The organism is Cupriavidus consociatus, assembly GCF_017814975.1.
GTDB lineage: Bacteria > Pseudomonadota > Gammaproteobacteria > Burkholderiales > Burkholderiaceae > Cupriavidus > Cupriavidus consociatus.
The window spans coordinates 264545-283086 of the sequence record NZ_JAGIQA010000003.1 but is presented as its reverse complement, the minus strand read 5'-3'; the positions used below and the strand labels follow the sequence as shown (position 1 = coordinate 283086).

20 protein-coding genes are annotated in these 18542 nt (G+C 69.0%); 10 read left to right on the top strand and 10 right to left on the bottom strand.

The genetic code is table 11. The annotated features are described in order from the left end of the window. Positions 1–3: 3 nt before the first annotated feature. Positions 4–3411 (bottom strand): maltotransferase domain-containing protein, encoded by a 3408-nt coding sequence (locus J8I82_RS06420; protein ID WP_209755464.1) that lies wholly within the window; start codon positions 3409–3411, stop codon positions 4–6. 315 nt (positions 3412–3726) lie between these two features. Between J8I82_RS06420 and J8I82_RS06415 the strand changes: the two genes are divergently transcribed. Genes J8I82_RS06415 through J8I82_RS06405 form a run of 3 tightly spaced genes read left to right on the top strand, consistent with a single transcriptional unit; the run spans position 3727 to position 5255 of the window. Then, positions 3727–4110, top strand: coding sequence for a hypothetical protein (locus J8I82_RS06415; RefSeq protein WP_209755462.1), 384 nt, complete (start codon positions 3727–3729; stop codon positions 4108–4110). Positions 4111–4146: 36 nt separating this feature from the next. Beyond that, positions 4147–4584, top strand: a complete 438-nt coding sequence (locus tag J8I82_RS06410) for a PA2169 family four-helix-bundle protein (protein WP_209755460.1) — start codon at positions 4147–4149, stop codon at positions 4582–4584. A gap of 41 nt (positions 4585–4625) precedes the next feature. Continuing rightward, the gene (locus J8I82_RS06405; protein ID WP_209755458.1) at positions 4626–5255 is read left to right on the top strand and encodes a diguanylate cyclase; all 630 of its coding nucleotides are present in this window, start codon (positions 4626–4628) and stop codon (positions 5253–5255) included. Positions 5256–5338: 83 nt separating this feature from the next. On the opposite strand, the gene J8I82_RS06400 is transcribed toward J8I82_RS06405, so the two are convergent. From J8I82_RS06400 to J8I82_RS06390, 3 genes are all read right to left on the bottom strand, one after another. After that, a complete protein-coding gene (locus J8I82_RS06400) occupies positions 5339–5680 on the bottom strand; it encodes a hypothetical protein (protein WP_209755456.1) in 342 nt (113 codons plus the stop codon). 81 nt (positions 5681–5761) lie between these two features. Beyond that, complete coding sequence (locus tag J8I82_RS06395) at positions 5762–6340, bottom strand: CinA family protein (RefSeq protein WP_209755453.1); 579 nt, start codon at positions 6338–6340, stop codon at positions 5762–5764. Further along, positions 6337–6954 (bottom strand): DUF421 domain-containing protein, encoded by a 618-nt coding sequence (locus tag J8I82_RS06390; protein ID WP_209755451.1) that lies wholly within the window; start codon positions 6952–6954, stop codon positions 6337–6339. Before J8I82_RS06390 ends, J8I82_RS06395 begins: the two co-directional genes overlap by 4 nt. Positions 6955–7215: 261 nt before the next feature. Between J8I82_RS06390 and J8I82_RS06385 the strand changes: the two genes are divergently transcribed. From J8I82_RS06385 to J8I82_RS06370, 4 genes are all read left to right on the top strand, one after another. Then, positions 7216–8358 carry a flavodoxin family protein gene (locus J8I82_RS06385; RefSeq protein ID WP_209755449.1) on the top strand — a complete coding sequence of 381 codons (1143 nt, stop codon included), beginning with the start codon at positions 7216–7218 and terminating at the stop codon, positions 8356–8358. A 56-nt stretch (positions 8359–8414) separates the two neighbouring features. Continuing rightward, complete coding sequence (locus J8I82_RS06380) at positions 8415–8978, top strand: BON domain-containing protein (protein ID WP_209755447.1); 564 nt, start codon at positions 8415–8417, stop codon at positions 8976–8978. A gap of 15 nt (positions 8979–8993) precedes the next feature. Then, positions 8994–9269 (top strand): BON domain-containing protein, encoded by a 276-nt coding sequence (locus tag J8I82_RS06375; RefSeq protein ID WP_209755445.1) that lies wholly within the window; start codon positions 8994–8996, stop codon positions 9267–9269. 111 nt (positions 9270–9380) lie between these two features. Then, positions 9381–9707 carry a hypothetical protein gene (locus tag J8I82_RS06370; RefSeq protein ID WP_209755443.1) on the top strand — a complete coding sequence of 109 codons (327 nt, stop codon included), beginning with the start codon at positions 9381–9383 and terminating at the stop codon, positions 9705–9707. Here the strand turns inward: J8I82_RS06370 and J8I82_RS06365 are convergent. Together J8I82_RS06365 and J8I82_RS06360 are read right to left on the bottom strand one after the other, a co-directional pair. Further along, entirely contained in the window at positions 9702–11069 is a 1368-nt protein-coding gene (locus J8I82_RS06365) for an erythromycin esterase family protein (protein WP_209755441.1), read from the bottom strand. The genes J8I82_RS06370 and J8I82_RS06365 overlap by 6 nt on opposite strands. A 53-nt stretch (positions 11070–11122) precedes the next feature. Then, positions 11123–11344, bottom strand: a complete 222-nt coding sequence (locus J8I82_RS06360) for a DUF2188 domain-containing protein (protein ID WP_209755439.1) — start codon at positions 11342–11344, stop codon at positions 11123–11125. Between the two features lie 184 nt (positions 11345–11528). Between J8I82_RS06360 and J8I82_RS06355 the strand changes: the two genes are divergently transcribed. Continuing rightward, on the top strand, positions 11529–11837 hold the full coding sequence (locus J8I82_RS06355) for a hypothetical protein (RefSeq protein ID WP_209755437.1): 309 nt from the start codon (positions 11529–11531) through the stop codon (positions 11835–11837). Between the two features lie 66 nt (positions 11838–11903). Here the strand turns inward: J8I82_RS06355 and J8I82_RS06350 are convergent, their stop codons facing one another. The 4 genes from J8I82_RS06350 to J8I82_RS06335 form a co-directional block, all read right to left on the bottom strand. After that, on the bottom strand, positions 11904–13298 hold the full coding sequence (locus tag J8I82_RS06350) for an MFS transporter (protein WP_209755435.1): 1395 nt from the start codon (positions 13296–13298) through the stop codon (positions 11904–11906). 173 nt (positions 13299–13471) lie between these two features. Further along, positions 13472–13702 carry a DUF2783 domain-containing protein gene (locus tag J8I82_RS06345; protein WP_209755434.1) on the bottom strand — a complete coding sequence of 77 codons (231 nt, stop codon included), beginning with the start codon at positions 13700–13702 and terminating at the stop codon, positions 13472–13474. A gap of 48 nt (positions 13703–13750) precedes the next feature. Further along, entirely contained in the window at positions 13751–15469 is a 1719-nt protein-coding gene (locus J8I82_RS06340) for an FAD-dependent oxidoreductase (protein ID WP_209755432.1), read from the bottom strand. Between the two features lie 78 nt (positions 15470–15547). Continuing rightward, a complete protein-coding gene (locus J8I82_RS06335; RefSeq protein ID WP_209755429.1) occupies positions 15548–16507 on the bottom strand; it encodes an MBL fold metallo-hydrolase in 960 nt (319 codons plus the stop codon). A gap of 324 nt (positions 16508–16831) precedes the next feature. On the opposite strand from J8I82_RS06335, the gene J8I82_RS06330 reads away from it, so the two are divergent. Together J8I82_RS06330 and J8I82_RS06325 are read left to right on the top strand one after the other, a co-directional pair. Beyond that, entirely contained in the window at positions 16832–17683 is an 852-nt protein-coding gene (locus J8I82_RS06330; RefSeq protein WP_209755426.1) for an IclR family transcriptional regulator, read from the top strand. Then, positions 17680–18540, top strand: coding sequence for an IclR family transcriptional regulator (locus J8I82_RS06325; protein ID WP_209755424.1), 861 nt, complete (start codon positions 17680–17682; stop codon positions 18538–18540). Before J8I82_RS06330 ends, J8I82_RS06325 begins: the two co-directional genes overlap by 4 nt. The last annotated feature ends 2 nt before the right edge of the window (positions 18541–18542 follow it).

Sequence of the window (18542 nt, the reverse complement as noted above, 5' to 3'; positions counted from 1 at the left end):
CGGTCAGGCGCCATGCGGGTCGGTCGATGCCGGCGCGGCGGCGGGGCGCGGCGCCGGCCGGTCCAGCGGGCGCACGTGCCACACCGCGAAGGGCAGCTGCGCCGGGTCCAGGCGGATGCGCTGGTACTTGCCCTGCAGCTCGAAGCGCTGGCCGCGCATCAGTTCATGCACGGCCACGCGCGCATGGTCGGGCAGGCCCCATTCCCACAGCGGCATTTCGATATCGGCTTCGTGCGCGTTGCGCGGGTCCAGGTTGATCGCGGCCAGCAGCACGTCGTCGCCGAACAGGTAGTCGGTACCGGGAACGAAGCGCGCGAACCACAGCACGGCATCGCTGCCGGCATGGTAGAAGCGCAATCCCAGGTGGCTTTGCAGTGCCGGATGACCGGCGCGGATCTCGTTAAGACGCGAGATCTCCGCGACGATGTTGCCGCGCTGATGCCAGTCGCGGGCGCGCAGCTGGTATTTCTCGGAATCCAGGTATTCCTCGCGCACCTTGCCGTCGAGCACGAAGGGCGCGCTCTCGCACAGCTCGAAGCCGTTGTACATGCCCCATAGCCCGGACAGCAACGTGGCAAGCGCGGCGCGGATCAGGAACGCGGGCCGGCCGCCGTGGTGCAGGAAATAGGGATTGATGTCTGGCGTATTGACGAAGAAATGCGGCCGGAAGAATTCGCGCAGCGGGGTCTGCGTCAGTTCGGTCAGGTACTCGGTCAGTTCCCACTTGGTATTGCGCCAGGTGAAGTAGGTGTACGACTGGCTGAAGCCCAGCTTGGCGAGCCTCGCCATCATCTTCGGCCGCGTGAAGGCCTCGGCCAGGAAAATGGTGTCGGGGTGGTGCGCGCGCACGTCGGCGATCATCCATTCCCAGAACGGCAGCGGCTTGGTGTGGGGATTGTCGACGCGGAAGATGCGCACGCCGTGGTCGGCCCAGAACATCACCACGTCGCGCAGCGCCTGCCACAGGGCGGCGCCGGCGGGCGGCGCTGCGTAGAAGTCGACGTTGACGATGTCCTCGTATTTCTTGGGCGGGTTCTCGGCGTAGCGCAGCGAGCCGTCGGGGCGGTGCGCGAACCATTCGGGATGGTCTTTCAGCCACGGGTGGTCGGGCGAGCACTGGATCGCGAAGTCGAGCGCGATCTCGAGTCCGTTCGCGGCGGCGGCGCTGCACAGCCGGCGGAAGTCGTCGAACGTGCCCAGCTCGGGATGCAACGCATCGTGCCCGCCTTCCTCGCCGCCGATGGCATAGGGGCTGCCCGGCTCGCCGGGCTGGGCGCGCAGGCTGTTGTTGCGGCCCTTGCGGTGCGTGCGGCCGATGGGGTGGATGGGCGTGAAGTAGAGCACGTCGAAGCCCATCGCGCGGATGGCGGGCAGCCGCGCGATGACATCGTCGAAGGTGCCGTGGCGCAGTTCGTCGTTGCTTTGCGAGCGCGGGAACAACTCGTACCAGCTGGCATAGCGGGCGGCGAGGCGGTCGGCTTCCACCGGCAGCGCCACCGGGTGGCGCGAGGCGAACTGCCTGCCGGCCGGCGTGGCCATGTGGGCCTGCATGGCGGCCGCGGTGCGTGGGGACAGCAGGAGTTCCAGGCGCCGTTCGTCGTCGCCCGCGGCGGCGGTCAGCTCATCGACGATGGCGGACAGTTCGCTGTCCGGGGGCGAGGCCTGGCCATTTTTCCGGCCATTGCCTTTGCTTCCTTTCTTGCCGTTCTTGCCTGCAGGCGGCAGCAGCGCGTCGGCGATAAGCCGGGCCCCTTCCTCGGTCTCCAGGCTGACATTGAGGCCTGCCGTGCGCTTCTTGCCGATTTCATCGAGCCAGCTGGCATAGGGATCACGCCAGGCTTCGACCGTGAATTCATGCCGGCCCAGTGCCACCAGCGGGAAGCTGCCCTGCCAGCGGTCGTTGATCACATGCCGCATGGGCGCTTCGTGCCAGTCCGTCTCGCCAGGCGCACGCCACAGCACCGCGGCCGCGAGCTTGTCGTGACCGTCCATCCAGATATCGGCGCTGACTTCCACCCGCTCGCCCACTATGCGCCGCACGGCGAAGCGGCCGTCGTCGCACGCGGGTTCGACACGCTCGATGGCGACGCGCGGCGCTTCCATGGCGGCGACCACGCTGCCCAGCCCGGTGGCGGCCAGGGTCTCGTGCCCGTGCGGTGCGCGCGCGTCGGCGCGCGGCATGCTGGGCCGGGTCAGCGGCACTGGCGGCGCTTCAAACAGGCGGATGTCGGCGGGGGCAAGCGTGATCGATCCCAACGCATCGAGCCGGTGGCTGGCGTCGAGCGTGCCGCCGGGTCCGCCGGGCGTGGCTTCGAGGTGGGCGCTGGCATGCGGCAGTGCGCTCAGCATGCGATCGGCGCCAAGCGTACCGGGCTCTGACGGGTCGGGATTGACCACCACCATCAACGCCGCCGCATCATCGGGCGCGGCAAAGCCGTTGCCTGTGGCGGGTTCCGCGCACAGGCCGTTCGGAGCGGGCAACCGCGCCAGCACTGTCAACGGTGCCTCGGGCCCGCTCAGCAGCCGCACCGCCAGCGCCGGCGCGGGATCGCGCGAGGCGAGCCAGGTGGTCGCTTCGAGCAGTTCATGCGTGATGTCGTAAGGTGCCCCGTCCTGGCCATTGCCATCCGGAGCGAGCGGGTCGCGCGCCAGCGTCCCGCCGGTTTCGAAGCCGGCGGGCACCAGGATGCCGTCGCCGATGGCGGCGGCGGTCCACAGCGCGCGGCGTGCGCTCAGCGCATCCTGGCTGGCGGGAGTCAGCGCCGGCGCTGCCAGCACGCGGCCGAAGCGGCGCAGCCGCGCGATTTCCTCGGTCAGCCAGGCGCTGCGGAAGTCCCACCACGGCAGCGAGCAGAAGGCGCCATCAAAGCCGGCTGGGGCAAGGTCGTCCAGTTGTGCGGGGGTCAGGCCGGGCGTCCATGCCAGCAGCAGCGGCGTGCCGCGAGCTTCGCGCGGTGCGGCGTCGTTGCGCAGGGTGTCGGCCAGCGTTGCCCAATGCCTGCCCGGCACGCGTGCCGGCGCGCGGCAACAGAAGCCGGCTGCGCCCGACGCCCATGCCAGCCGCAGCCGCGCGGCCCACCATTGCACCAGTGCCCTGGCGACTTGCGGGTCATGCCAGCGCAGGCGTGCGCCGGGCAGATGGTTGTCGGTTTCGTGGGGGGCGAAGGCGGGGGCCGCGGCGTCGATCCAGTCGGGATCGGGAGCGCCTTCCCCATCGGCGCTGTAGCGGTCCAGTGAGATGTCGAGCAGCGGCGCGAGCCCATGCCGGGCGCACGCCGCCAGCGTGTCAGTCCCGGACAGGTGCGGCCAGCCGCCGATCAGTACGTGGTCGAAGCCCAGCGCCGCCACGCGTTGCAAGGCGTGTTCGTCGGCGTCCGGGGTCCCGGTCAGGTCGATCTGGCAGATCCGCACAAAATCCTCCCGGTTTCAGCTCCGGCGGAGCAACAATGACCCGCCCGGCGCCCGAAGGCCAGCCGGCGGGAATGGCACACCCATGCGAAGTGCGTGCCAGCGCGCCCGTTCGATAGAAGATATGCGGCGGAGCCGCGCCCTGCCAGAGGATTTCCGGCGAAAGACAATGTGCCCCTGACGCTACCGGTTGTAAAAAGTACCGGGTACGCCATGGCCCCTGGCAAGAAGCGGCCCTTCGCCGGCCATGCGGCGCGCAGGCGCGTGGCCCGGTACGCTTCTTGCCCCAAATCTCGATGGACAACCGGGGAAACGTGCATGGACTGGTGGCTGGAGGCCGCGCAATGGCCGGCGATGGTGGTGACGGTGCTGGCCACCTGGCTGGTGGGGTCGCGCTCCAGTGGACGGCGCCGCGCGGGCTTCTGGGTGTTCCTGGCCAGCAACGTGCTGTGGATTGCGTGGGGATGGCACGGCGATGCGTATGCGCTGATCGTGCTGCAGCTGGCGCTGGTCGTCATGAACCTGCGCGGCATGCGCGAAGCACGCAAGGCCTGGCAAGCGTCATCGCGCCGGGCCTCCGGTACGGCGCGCGACAGCACTGGCAGCGCAGGCGCGGAGCCACTATCCTTGTCCCGCACCGACATGCGCCATGTCCGGGGCACCCGCCAGCAACCGCCGGCCTCGGCCGGCCCCGATCGTTGACTTTACGGGTCCGGCCGCGGACCAGGCAGGTGTGCGATGCCAAAGAAAAAAATCCTGGTGCTTAACGCGCTGATCGCGATCTCGCGCGAGGGCGAGCACGATTGCCGGCGCGCGGCACACGCCGCCGCCAATCCGCATCTCAAGTCGCTGCTGACCAGCCGCGCCAATGCCTTCGCGCTGGCGGCGCAGGAACTGCAGGCGTGCCTGCTGGAACTCGGGCAGGTGCCCGAGGCCATGCCGGTGGCGGCATGTCGCGTCGGGGTCGGCAAGCAGCGCTCGGACCGCGCCATCCTGCACGCCGTCAGCAAGGGCGAGCAGGCGGTGCAACGGCGCTATGCGCGCGCATTGCGTGCGCATGTGCTGGGCTCGCGCCTGCGGGCGGTAGTGCGGCGCCAGTATCGCGGCGTACAGGTCAGCCATGAGCTGTTCCGCGTGCTGCGCGAGCAATACCGTGCGCAGGCGGCGCGCGCGTAACCGGTCGCTATCGGAACATCGCCGGGACACCTCTGCCCACCATGCCCACCGCCGCCTCTGCCGACCTGCAATTCTTCGAGCATGCCGCGCGCCTGGTGCTGATGTACGGCCTGGTGCCGCTGTGGCTGCTGGCCGGCGCTGGCGACTGGCTGTGCCACCGCCTCACGCACATCGAGCGCAACGCGGGCGTGCGCGAATCCTTGCTGCACATGCTGATGCTGGCCGAGGTCGGCCTGCCGCTGCTGATGGTGCTGTTCCTGGAGGTCAATGCGCTGGTGATTGCCGTCGTACTGGTGGCGCTCGTGATCCACGAGGCCACGGCGTGGTGGGACGTGCAGTACGCCAGCAAGCGCCGCCATATCGCGCCGGTCGAGCAGCATATGCACAGCCTGCTCGAAGTCCTGCCGATGGCAGCCGCCTCATACGTGGTGGTGATGCACTGGGGCCAGTTCCTGGCGCTGTTCGGCGCGGGCAGCGAACCGGCGCGCCTGGCGCTGGCGTGGAAGCCCGTCGCGCTGCCGCCGGGCTATCTGGGCGGACTGCTCATCGCGGTCGCCTTGCTCGCCGGCCTGCCCTACCTGGAGGAGCTGTGGCGCTGCCAGCGCTGGCGCAAGCGCGAGCGTGACGCGGCGCTGGCGCAGGCGACCCGGGCGCTGCGCGGGGATACCTGAGCAGCGCCGGGCGGGCGGGAGCCCGTCCGCTGAAGTCCCGCCACGATCGCGATCATTGTGCGCGCAAGCGCAACGGCATGCGCCTACTGCTTGGCCGCCGGGTCCGGCGTGTCGCCCTTGGGGCCGCTCGGAGCATCGGCAGTCGGTGCCGGCGGCGCGCCTTGCTCGCGCGGCTTCTTGCTGCGGGCGGTGTTGGCCTGCTTGCCGGATGTCGACTTTGGCTTCTTGGCGGTGTCTTTGGTGGTATTGGTCGGCGCCGTGGTCATGTCGGTGGCGGCCGGCTGGTTGCGCGAGGCACCGGCGCCTTCAATCGGCGGCGCGCTCGGGTTCGGCGCGGTAGGCGAGGCCGGAGCCTGTTGGGCGAAGGCCGGCAGGCAGAGCGCGGTGCCGACGACCAGTGCCGTGGTAGCGAGGGTGCGTTTCATGATGGTCTCCATTGCAAGACTACGTCGGTCGGGCCCAGAGCCCTCGGTTATGCCGTTGCGCCCGAGGGCGTGTCCGGCAATTCAGTCGTGCGCCGCGTTGCGGTTGCCTTCGCCGCGGCGCGCCAGTTCGTGGTAATGGCAGATCCGGGCCAGCGCCCAGTCCGCCGCGGCCTCCCGTACGGCATTGCGTTCACCGGGGAAGCGCCGGGTTTCCGTGAACAGCGCCACGCCCGCCGGCGCGGCCAGAGGGGAGCGGCCGGCATGGCCGGGGCGGCGGAAGACCCAGGCAAAGCATTGCGTGCCGGCCGGGATGTCACCGTCGCCGCCGTCGTCGGCCACGCCGGTGTTCGCCAGCGCCAGGTCGACGCCGGTGAGCTGCATCGCGCCCAGCGCCATTGCGAGCGACACTTCTTCGCTGGTCAGCCCGTAGCGGCGGATGGTTTCCGGCGGCACGCGCAGCAACTGCTCCTTCGCCGACGGTGAATACGCGACGATGGAGCAATACAGGACATCGCCGCAGCCTGGCACTTCCGCGATGCGCGAGGCAATGAGGCCCGCGGTACAGGATTCCGCGGTCACCACGTGGATGCCGTGGCGTCTGAGGTAACGGGCGATGCTGCGGTTATGGCCCGAGGCTGCGCTTGCGTCGCGTTGGGTCATTGGCGCGAACTCCGCGACCGGACCGGCACGCCGTTGCTCCGCGATACGGCCGGCGCCGCCGGCGCGGACGGTGTGGCAGGATTGTTCTTCGCCGGCACGTCTTCGCTGGACCGGCGCACGAACGTGACCTTGCCGTCGCGCTCCAGCACGACGCGCGCCAGGCCGGAAAAGCTGTCGCTCTGCAGGGAGGCGCGCAGGCTGGCCTTCAGGTCTTCCTCGGTAAGCATGGCACGGCTGATCCGCTCGCGATCCAGCTCGCCCCGGCTCAGCAGGTCCAGCGCATGCCCGCCAATGGCGCAGTCGAACGGCGGGAAGCGGCCCGAGAGCCAGCCCACTGCGCGGTGCAGCAACACCAGCACGAGCGCAGCTGTGAATGCCACCGTGAGCGAGGTAGCACCCACTACCGCGCGCGACAGCACTGCGCCCAGCAGCAGCACGATGCACAGGTCGAACGCGCTCTTCTGCGCGAAGGCACGGCGTCCCGCCAGCCGGAGCATGGCCCACGTGCCGACGAAGATCACGGCGGCGCGCACCGCGCCTTGCCACCACTGCAGGTCATCGCCTTCGCCCACGGCGCGGCGCATCACATCGACCAGAATTTCCATGACGTCCATGACGGCATCCGGAATGGAATTGATGGCAGCGGCGGCAGTTTCCGTGCCAGCGCCGCGGCACCCGCGACGCGCCGCGCAGCGGTCGTCACAGCGTCGCGCCAGCCTTTCAAGCGAGGAAAAATGTACATGCAGCGCCGGCGGCGGCCTTGTAAAAGCTGCGTGGCCGCGGGCGCCGCACACGGCGGTGAACGATGGCGCCTATCTTGCATGTCCTGCTCCAGCACACACATCGCAGCGTTCGCGGCGACCACGGAGACACCTATGCCAGACCCGACGCACAAGCCGAACCAGCCGGGGCCGGATGCACCCCGCAAGCAGCGCTATCCCGGTGATCCCGGCGATGTCCGCAAGGGCCAGGTGAGCGAGCCGCTGCCGCGCGAAACCTTCCGGCAGCGCTTCATGGCGCGCTTCACCGACCCCGCCTACCGGGATGAGGACGAAGCCCTGGCGCGGCTTGAGCGCATTGCGTGGGCGGCTTATCACGAGGGCCGCAAGGCGCCGCTGAAGCACAAGGCCGGGCCCGGCTACGCCGATCCGGACTATGAGCTGTCCGACGAATGGCGCGCGGCCAGCGAGGCGGTTCGCGTGGCGCAGCAACGCCAGGCCAACCCCGCCACGCCGTCGCGCGTGCTGCTGGTCTGTGCCGCCGCGCGCAACGACTACACCTGTCCAGGCGAGATGTCCAAGTCCTGGCGGCTGGCGCAGCGCGCGCGGGCAACGCTGGAAGCGGAGGGCATTGAGGTCGATGTGCTCGACCTGAGCCTCCTTACCTCCGATGCCGACCTGCGCATCCATCCGTGCAAGGGCTGCGTCTCGACGTCGATGCCGCTATGCCACTGGCCCTGCAGCTGCTACCCAAACCACGCGCTCGGCCAGGTCAACGACTGGATGAACGACATCTATCCGCGCTGGGCCGGTTGCCATGGCGTGCTGATCGTCACGCCGGTCTACTGGTACCAGGCCAGCAGCCCGCTGAAGCTGATGATGGACCGGCTGGTCTGCGCCGACGGCGGCAACCCGGATCCGACCAGCACGCAGGGCAAGGACGTGGTGCGTGCCAAGTCCATCGAACTGGCGGGGTGGGACTACCCCAAACACCTGGCAGGCCGCACCTACGGGCTGGTGGTCCACGGCGACGTGGCCGGCATTGAAGGCGTGCGCCGCGCACTGTCCGACTGGCTCGACTGGATGGGCCTGATCGATGCCGGCGCGCAGGCGCGGCTGGACCGGTTCATCGGCTACTACAAGCCCTATGCCACCAGCCATGTGGAACTCGACCAGGATGACGGCGTCCTCGGCGAGGTAGACAACGTGGCGCGCGCATTGGCTTGCGCGGTGCGGCAGTTGCGCGCCGGCAAGCTCAGCGAGCCCGACCGCGGCCTGGTGCCGCCGCGGCAGAAGTAGCGGCGCTGCAGATGGCGGCGCTGCTGCAATGACCGGCACGGAAAGCGGAGACGACAATGGACCGTAGAGACAACCGGCGCGGACCACCCTGGCACGAAAGCGCCGTGCCCGAAACCGACATGCGCAGCCATTACGTTGGCGCCTATGGCGTCTACGACTATGACCAGCCGGTGGACCCCGGCGAGTTCGGCGGCTCGCGCGGTTGGCAATCCGGCAACGCCTCGGACGCACGCGCCCGGCAAGCGCCGAGGGGTCGCGACCCTTACCGGCAATTTACCGGCTACAACGAGCGCATGGACCTGTATCGCGGCGGGCCGTACCAGGCGCGCCCGGTACGTCCGGTCGGCCCGCGCAATTACCAGCGCAGCGATGCGCGCATCCTGGAGGACCTGTGCGAGCAGCTCGCACGCAGCGCCCGGCTGGAGGTGGAGGATGTCGAGGTGCGGGTGGAGCAAGGCGTGGTCACGCTGGAGGGCTGCGTGCCCCATCGCCAGCAGAAGTACCGGATCGAAGATATCGCGGACGAGATCTATGGCGTCACGGAGGTGGTGAACCACCTGCGCGTGGCGCGGGGCGAGGCTACGGCTGCGCATCCGGGCCATGGCATGCGCATGTACTGACGCCGGGGGCCACGCATGCAGGATTCTTCCAATACGCCGCCAGCCAATCCGCGCGGCACTGCTGTCACCGCTGCTGACGTCGAACTGCAGGCAGCGTTGTGCGCGCGGCTGTGGGACAGCGGCCTCGATGTCAGCGAGATCGCGCTGAATGTCACAGACGGGCGCGTCACCATCGAAGGCGCGGTCGGCACGCAAGCGGATCGCGCGGCGATCGAGGCGAACATTCGCGCGGCCGGCGTGCGAGAGGTCATCAACCACGCCAGCGTGGCGCCGGACCGTACCGGCGGGTGAGGCGCAGGGGAGCGCTGCATGGCACGACTTTCGCATCGGCCACGGACTCGCGGCCGATGCGAACGTGCTGGCCGGCTATCCGCGCAGACAAGGCGCAGACAAGGAGATCCCATGAAGCCTCTTGCAAGTTTTGCACTGGCCGCGCTGCTGAGCGTTCCGGCCTGGGCCCAGACCACCACTACGCGGCCAGGCGCCGACACCCGTGCGCCGGGGACGTCCGCCTCCGACGTCATGCCCGGGCAGGGCGATACGCGCCGCGCCACGCCCGCTACGCCGGCCACGCCTGCCTCGCCTTCCACCAGCGGCGGCCGCGCGACACCAGCCACGCCGGCCACGCCGGCATCGCCAGCGGTGAACGAGGGACCGCAATCGGCGCAGCGCTATGACTATCCTGCGTCGGAGCCGAAGGCGCCGAAATCCCGCAAGCAGCCGCTATAGTCCGGACGGCCAGGTCTCCGGCGCGCCCGGCGCCGGACTGGCCGGCAAGGCCGGGACCGCACGCGTGTGGTCGAACCACAGCATTGCATCGAACTGCCGCGGCAATTCCGCACGCGCATAGTGGCTCTGCAATTCCGTTTCGGGCCGGTAGATGACCCCGATGAAACGCTCCTGCCGCGGCGGCAGCAAGGCGGTGCGGACATCGTCGAGCGCGCCGCCGCGCGCGCCCCGCAGGTCCAGCCAGCATTGCGCGTGGCCGGCCTGGTGGAACAGGTGCTCGTAGCTGTCGGGCCGTCCCGGGCGTACGGTCTTGATTTCCATCTGGCCATCCCACCAGCTCGCCGCCGCCACCGTTCCCGCATAGGTGCTGAAGCCGACCAGCGCCGCGTCATCGCCGAAGCTCTCGCGGCACAGTTGTCCGATATTGAGCTGGCCGTGCACGGTTCCCATTTCAGTGTGCGAGGCATCGCCGATGTGTGAGTTGTGCGCCCATACCACGGCGCGCGAATCGGGTCCGTGGGCGTGCAGCAGTTGCACCAGCGTCTCGAACATGTGCGTGTCGCGCAGGTTCCAGCTGTCGTCGCTGCCGTGGTACATCACGCGGTAATAACGTTCCGCCGATGCCACCAGCCGCGCGTTCTGCGCGGCATCCAGGTAGTCTTCATGGCCGGCACGGGCATAGGCGAGGCGCTTGTCGAGCAGCTCCTGCAATTGCCCGATGACGGCGTCTTCGCAGTCTTCATGGGTGCCTTGCAGTACTGCGCGGCCATAGCGCGCCGGGTCCCGTCCCCAGGGTTCCAGGCAGGCGTAGCGCTCGCGCGCCGTACGCGCGGCCTCAGGGTCGATGCTGTCCAGGTAAGCCAGCACCGCCGCAATGGAGGCGCGCAGGCTGTAGATGTCGAGCCCGAAGAAGCCGGCGCGCTGCGCCGGGGCCAGGGCCGCGTTGTGCGCGTGCAGCCAGCGGATAAAGCGTGCCACTTCAAGATTGCGCCACATCCATACCGGGAAACGCGTGAACGCTTCGCCCGGCGTTTCCGCGGGCTGAGCGGGCCGGCCGCGGACATGGCGGTCGACCGCAGCGGCATCGGGCCAGTCCGCTTCCACCGCGACAATGCGGAAACCGTGGCGCGCCACCAGTTGCGCGGTCAGCGCGGCGCGCGCATGGTAGAACTCGGCGGTCCCGTGCGTGCTTTCGCCGAGCAGCACCACCCGATGCGCGGCCAGCGCTTCGGCCTGCATCGCCAGTGCATTGGGGAAGGGTCCGGAGAAGGGGCTCTGCGCGGGGTCGTCCACCTGCGGCAGCGGCACCGCGGCGGCGGCGATCGCGGCAGCTGCCTGCAGTTCGTCCCGGTGCGGTGGCATGGATGCACCTGCGCAGGATCTGGCGCCGGAAGCGTTATCCGGTGAGGCCGGGTTTAGCCCGGTATGGTGCGCGGATCGTGGCCGAAGCTGTTGCGCGAGCGGATCTGGCCATCGCGGCCATGGACCAGCAGTTCCACATGTTCGCGCTGCGCCTGCGTCGTCGCGGCAGCGATGGCTTCTTCCTGGGTGGCATGGTGGGATTCCGCGTAGCGGGCGCCTTCATGGATGACATCCCAGCCATCCCGATGCGGCACGACGTGTATGCTGGTGCCCATTTTGCTGTCTCCTTGGCTGTCTATGCTCTTAATTGTCGGCGATGTACGGCGGCTGTCTATCCGGCAGCGTCTGACAGCCCGGACCGCACGCGGAGGGCAGCAAGCCCGACTTTTGCATGGAAATTTCTGGTTATTTGGCGCCCCTCTTGTAAGCTGGACTTGGATCGCATTAGAGGAGCGGACCATGCGTGCAAGATTTGCCAGGGGACTGACGCAGTCGCCGGTGACCGTAGTGGCCCGGGCGTTCGACGGAGAAGCGGTGCAGGCCCCCCAGATTGGCGACCTGGTAACGGTCTACAGCCAGGACCAGGACACCGAATTCAATATCCGCCTGTGCGAGGCCGTCGAGCCCGGCCGCTGGAGCGGCGTGGTCTACGCGATCGGCCGCGGACAGGACGTGCTGGTCACGGCCGAAGGGCTGGAGATCGACGATGTGGTCGAGGTGCTGCGCGAGGAGATCGCGCAGGTCATTCCCTGCGGCCGGTCCCACTGAATGCCGCACCCGCGCGGGTGCGGACCTTCCGGTTTGACGAACCCCGCTGCAGGCCCTTCCCGCAGGTTAATCCTGCCGGGCCTGGCGGGATCCTTGCGCGGGCTGGCGCGGCACGCCCAGCCACATCGCGAGCCCGCTGGCGAGCAGCAGCGCGGCCAGCAGCAACAGCGCATGGTCGAGGCTGCCGGTCCGGGTCTTGATCTGCCCGATCACCCACGGGCTGACGATGCCGCTGGTGATGCCGACGCTGCTGATCATCGCAATGCCGGCCGCGGCCCCCGCACCGGGCAGGTAGCTGGGCGGCAGCGACCAGAACACCGGCAGCGCGGCGAAGATCAGCACGGCGGCAACCGAGAGGATCGCCAGCATCACGGCCAGGCTGGACGGGTGCAGCGTGAGCGCGGCCAGCGCCAGCGCGCCGCCGGCGGTGCACAGCAGGAAGTGCCGGTGGCGCTCGCCGGTGCGGTCGGAATGGCGCGCGATCAGGATCAGCCCGACCGCGCCGACCGCATTGGGCACCACCGAATACAGGCTGACCGACATCACATCGGTGATGCCGAAGTCGCGGATGATCAGCGGCATCCAGAAGCTCAGCGCGAGCGAACCGCAAGTCAGCGAAAAATAGATAAAGGCGAACAGGTACACGCGCGGGCTGCGCAGCACCCGTCGCAGCGCCTGCAGCGAATGGCCGTTCTTCCCGGCATCGGCGGCGCTGGCCGTCTCGCCTGCCGCGGCGCGGATCACGTAAGCGCGTTCGCCGGCGCCGAGCCAGCGGGCCTGTTCCGGACCGTCCACCAGGCAGCGGGCGGCAATCACCCCGAGGAAGACCGCAGGCGCACCTTCGATGGCGAACATCCACTTCCAGCCTTGCAGGCCGAGTACGCCGGCCATGTCGCGCATGATCCAGCCTGAGACCAGGCCGCCGAGCACGCCCGCCACTGCCACGCCGGCAAAGAAGATCGCCATCACCGCGGCGCGACGCCGCGCCGGGAACCAGTAGGTCAGGTAGAGCACGATGCCGGGGAAGAAGCCCGCCTCGAACACGCCCAGCAGGAAGCGCAGCGTGTAGAACTGCGCCGGCGTCGACACGGCCATCATGCCCACCGAAGCCAGGCCCCACAGCACCATGATGCGCGTGAAGGTGCGGCGCGCGCCGAAGCGCGCCAGCAGCATGTTGCTCGGCACCTCGCACAGCACGTAGCCGACGTAGAAGATCGCGGCGCCCAGCCCGTACATGGCGTCGCTGAAGCCAAGGTCCTGCTTCATCTGCAACTGGGCGAAGCCGATGTTGATGCGGTCCAGGAACGAGACCACGTAGCAGATGAACAGGAACGGGATGATGCGCAGCCACACCTTGCGGTAGAGCGCGTCTTCCTCGCGCGCCGCTAGCGCTGGCAGGGCAGTGGTGTTGGCGGGCGTCAGATGCAGGGACGCGAGATCCCCTGAGACCGGATGGCTCATGCTGTTTGTCTCCGTATTGTTGGTAGCTGCGGTGGTGGCTGCGTGGGTTGCGCCGGGGTGGTTGCAGCCGGGGATGGCGCCGCCGGGCGCGTCTGATGCGCGCTGCCTGGCGGTGCTGGGTCAGGCCAGGGAAAGAGCGGAGTGGGGCGCGGCCTGGCCGCGCCCGTGCCGTGTCAGGCTGCCGGCGCTGCCGCGCCCGGCATGTCGGCCACGCCTTCGCGCGCGGCCTGCAGCGCGGCCAGCAGCACGTCGTGGTCGCCGATATGGTTGGCCAGCAGCAGGATCAGCTGCGCGTTGGCGGCCTGGCTCTGGGCGTCGTCGAGATCGCGGTGCATCTCGATCAGCGCTTCGTAGAAATCGTCGGGCCGGGTGAGGTTGGGTTGCGTATTGAGGGTGGCGGGCATGTTGTCGGCTCCTGTTCGTGGGCGTTGCGGCATGCTGTCCGGCTTGCTTCAGGCGGCGATCCGGCCAGGGGCCGGCGCGGCCAGGCCGGCACCGGTGGCACGCGCCAGCGCGGCGCGGATTGCGGCGGGGTCGGCACGGCGCCAGCGCGCGCACACATGCTGGTCGGGCCGCACCAGGTAGCAGGTGCCGGGCGTGGCGCCATAGCGCGCGGCGGCGAGGCCCTGGTCGTCGCGCAGTACGGTGGCGTTGGAGCAGGTCATCGCCGGCAGCGCCGCGTCCGTGACGTAGACCAGCCGCAGCGGTACATTGCCCAGGCTGAGCGCGGACAGGTCGGCCAGCGTGGCGGCGTCGATGGCATCGGGATTGCCGAACAGCAGCACGGTGAAATCCTGCCCCAGGTGCGACAGCAGCCAGCCGGCACCCTGCGGCCCGGACACCGGCGCGTCGGCGCAGACCGCGCCCGGTACCATGTTGCCGGCATAGTCCTCATCGGCGTCGCCGGTGTTCAGCGGCGAGCCGTGCAGCACGGCCGGCACCGACAGGCGGCCGCTGTTGACCAGGCCGCGGGCAAAGGCATGCCGCTTCGACAGCGTCAGCACCGCGTCGCGGAAGAGCCGGCTGACGGCGCTCTTGGGCGTGATGAAGTCAGTGGCGCGGGTCGAGTTCAGGAGGTTCTCCTCCGCGGCGTATTCGCGTTCGCTGGCGTAGGTGTCGAGCAGGCTGTCGGCAGCGTGGCCGTGCAGCACGTAGGCCAGCTTCCACGCCAGGTTCTCGGCATCCTGCACGCCGCTGTTGGCACCGCGCGCCCCGAACGGCGATACGCCGTGCGCCGAGTCTCCGGCGAACAGGATATTGCCGTGGCGGAAGCTGTCCATGCGCAGGCACGAGAAGGTGTACACGCTGACCCATTCCAGCTCGAACTTGACGTCCTTGCCGAGCAGTGCCTGCACGCGCGGGATCACGCGTTCGGGGGATTTCTCCAGCACCGGGTCGGCGTCCCAGCCGAGCTGGAAGTCGATGCGCCAGACATTGTCGGGCTGGCGGTGCAGCAGCACCGACTGGTTGGGGTGGAAGGGCGGGTCGAACCAGAACCAGCGCTCGCTGGGAAAGTCGGCCTCCATCTTTACGTCGGCGATCAGGAAGCGGTCGCGGAAGGTGCGGCCCTTGCTGTCCAGGCCGAGCAGCTTGCGCATCGGGCTGCGCGAGCCATCGGCGGCCACCACGTAGCGCGCTGCCAGCGGGTAGCAGCCTTCGGGCGTCTCGATGGTCAGCACCGCGCCATCCGCGCGCTGCTCCAGTCCGACCACCTTGTTGTGCCAGCGGATCTCGATATCGGGCAGCGCCTGCGCGCGTTCCAGCAGGAAGCCTTCGACGTAGTACTGCTGCAGGTTGATAAACGCCGGCCGGCGATGGCCGCTCTCAGGCAGCAGGTCGAAGCTGTAGACCTGCTGGTCGCGCAGGAACACCTTGCCGACGTTCCAGCTCACGCCCTTGCCCACCATGCGCTCGCCGCAGCCCAGCCGGTCGAAGATGTCCAGCGTGCGCTTGGCGAAGCAGATGGCGCGCGAACCGGTGGACAGCGTGCAGTCGTCGTCGACCAGCACCACGCGCACGCCGCGCTGCGCCAGATCGATGGCGGTGGCCAGCCCGATCGGGCCGGCGCCCACCACCACCACAGGATGGACCGGGCCATCCGCCTGCGCGCCACGCTGTTCCGCGCAGGGCTGGTACTCAAACGACATCCGCTGGTAGTCGATGCTGCTCATGCCTGTCTCTCCATCCAACTCTTTGTTGCTTCGTTGCCCGACTTGTTATGGGTCTTCGGCCTATGGGTCGTCAGTCGCTCAGTCCTGCAGCGCGGCCCACATTTCCTTGTCGCGCTGCGCGGTCCAGATGCGCGGGTGGCGGATGCCGCTGGCCTCGTCATAGGCGCGCGACACGTCGAACGGCAGGCAGTGCTCGTAGATGAAGACATGGCCGAACTTGGGATCCATGGCCTGGCGCGTATGCGCCATCGCGGCCTTCAGGTCGAGCTTTTCGGCCACCGCTTCCTTGCCCGACTGGAACAGCGTGGTGACGAAGTCCTTGGTATAGGCGAGGCCCTTCTTCACCTCTTCCGGCGTGGTCAGCGCGGGGCCGCGGCCGGGAACCAGCTTCTCGGGGTTGAGTGCCTGCAGCGCGTCGAGCGTGGCAGGCCATTCTTCCAGCTGGGCATCGCCGCAATAGCAGGCGGCGTCGTACTCGACCAGGTCGCCGGAGAACAGCACCTTCTGCTGTGGCAGCCAGACCACGGTGTCGCCCTTGGTGTGGCCCGAGCCCAGGTGGGCGATGCGGACTTCCAGCTTGCCGAGGAACAGCGTGATTTCCTTCTCGAACACCAGCGTCGGCCAGGTCAGCCCCGGCACGGTCTCGACGCCGGCGAACAGGCGCGGGAAGCGCTCGATCTCGGACTTCATGTCCGCCTCGCCGCGCTCGACGATCATTTCCCAGGTACCGCGGCTGGCGATGATCTGCTGCGCGCCTTCGGCGAAATAGGCCGATGCGCCCAGCACGCGCACCGCGTGATAGTGCGACAGCACCACGTACTTGATGGGCTTGTCGGTGATGGTGCGGATGCGCGCGATCAGGTCTTGCGCCATCGCCGGCGTGGCGGTGGTGTCGACGATCAGCACGCCGTCGTCGCCGATCACGACGCCGGAATTGGGGTCGCCCTCGGCGGTGTAGGCCCAGGCGTTCTCGGACAGCTGGGTAAAGGTGACTTGCTTGGCTTCGAGGTCGGCCTGGGATGCAAATGCCTTGGACATGGCGTCTTCCTTTGTGTGTGGGGAGGCAAGACGGCACGTGCGCATGGCGGGTTAGGCCGCAGCGCAGGTCTGGTGGCACAGGCTGTCTCGCCCCCGTTTCTATGGTCTTTCACGCGGCGGTGCCTGCGTGTTGCGACGGGGTAGTGCAATCTTAGGAAAGACCGTTGAATTAATCAATAGCTAATTCGTTCGTCTAAAACAAATTGTCGTGTCCCTGAGACCAAGGTGAGCGAGGTTCCTGAGCAGTTGCGGGTTTACCCGGATTCGACGGCGCGTGGATGGCGTTCGATTAATATCCGGGGTTTCCGATCACACAAGGTGGCGATGGCCAGGGGCAAGGCAACCGGCGCGGCCGGCAAGGCTGAAAGGGAAGGCAAGCCGGAGAAGGCTGACAAGGCCCAGCGCGGCATCCAGAGCGTGGAAGTGGGCGGCCGGCTGCTGGCCGCGCTGGCGGCGGCACGCGTACCGATGCCGCTGGCCGCGCTGGCCGAGGCCGCGCAGCTGGCGCCGGCGCAGGCGCACGCCTACCTGGTCAGCCTGACGCGCCTGGGCCTGCTCAAGCGCGACCATGTCTCCGGGCGCTACGAGCCTGGCCCGCTATCGCTGCAGCTGGGCATGCTGCATCTGGAGCAGGATCCGGCCTACCGCGCCGCGCTGCCGCGCGTCGACGCGCTGGCACAGTCGTCGGGCTTCAGCGTGGCGATCAGCGTCGCCGGGCCGCAGGGGCCGACCATCGTGCGCTACGTGCCCGCCAGCGCGCCGCTGCACGTGAACCTGCACGTGGGCACGGTGATGGCGCTGGCGGCTACCGCCACCGGCCGCGTCTACTGCGCATTCCGGCCGCCGGCGTTGTGGCAGCCGCTGTGGCGCGCGCAGCAGCCAGATGCCACGGATGCGCAGCTGGCTGACTTCGGCTCCGCCCTGCAGGCTATCCGCGAGCGCGGCATCGAGCGCAGCATTGACACGCCCAGCCCCGCGGTCAGCAGCCTCAGTGTGCCGGTACTGGACGCTGTCGGGGCACTGCGGCTGGTGCTGACGCTGGTTGGCTCGACCGGCGCCATCGACGTCGACTGGAACGGCACCGCCGCAAGAGCGCTGATGGCAGCAGCGGGCGATATCGCAGCGGCCCTGCGTGCGGAAGGCCCTGAAGGCATGGAAGAGGAAAAGCCGGCATGACCCCGAACCGCATACCCGATCCGGCCGGCATCACCAGCCCGGATGCGGACGCCGAAGGCGGCAAGCCGCAGCGCGGCATCCAGTCCCTCGACAGCACCGGCCGGCTGCTGGGCGCGCTGGTCGCTGCTGGCCGTCCGCTGGCCTTGCGCGACCTCGCGCTGGCTGCCGGCATGCCCGCCGCCAAGGCATTTCCGCACCTGGTCAGCCTGCAGAAGACCGGGCTGCTCGCGCGCGACGCCGCCGGCAACTACCTGTGTGGCCCGCTGGGGCTGGAACTCGGGCTGGTCGCGCTGCAGCGGCTGTCGCCGACGCGCGAGGCCGAGCCCGAAGTGATCGAACTTGCCGGCAGCACCGGCCTGAGCGTGGCCATGGCCGTGCTGGGCCCGATGGGTCCGACCGTGGTCAGGCTTGAGGAATCGGCGCGGCCGCAGCATGTCAGCCTGCGCGTGGGCACGGTGCTGTCGCTGGTCCACACCGCGATCGGCCGCACTGTGGCCGCGCACCTGCCGGGCAACGTGCTCGCCGGGCTGCTGCAAACCGACTACCTGCGCATGGCCGGTGCTGCCGTCGGACAGGTGCTGGGGGAAGACGGACAGCCTGCGCCCGACTACGCCGCCCGCCTGGCTAAGGTGCGCGCGGCGCAGATCGACAATGCGCTGAGCCACCCGGTGCCGGGCATCGATACACTGGCGGCGCCGGTGTTTGACCACACCGGCAGCCTGGCGCTGGTGATCGCGGTGATGGGATCGAGCGGCAGCTTCGACAGCGGCACTGAAGGCGCGCCCGCCGCGCTGGTGCGGCAGGCGGCACGGCGCTTGTCGTGGCGCTTCGGCGCGTTGCGCGGCGCGGCCGGCTGACC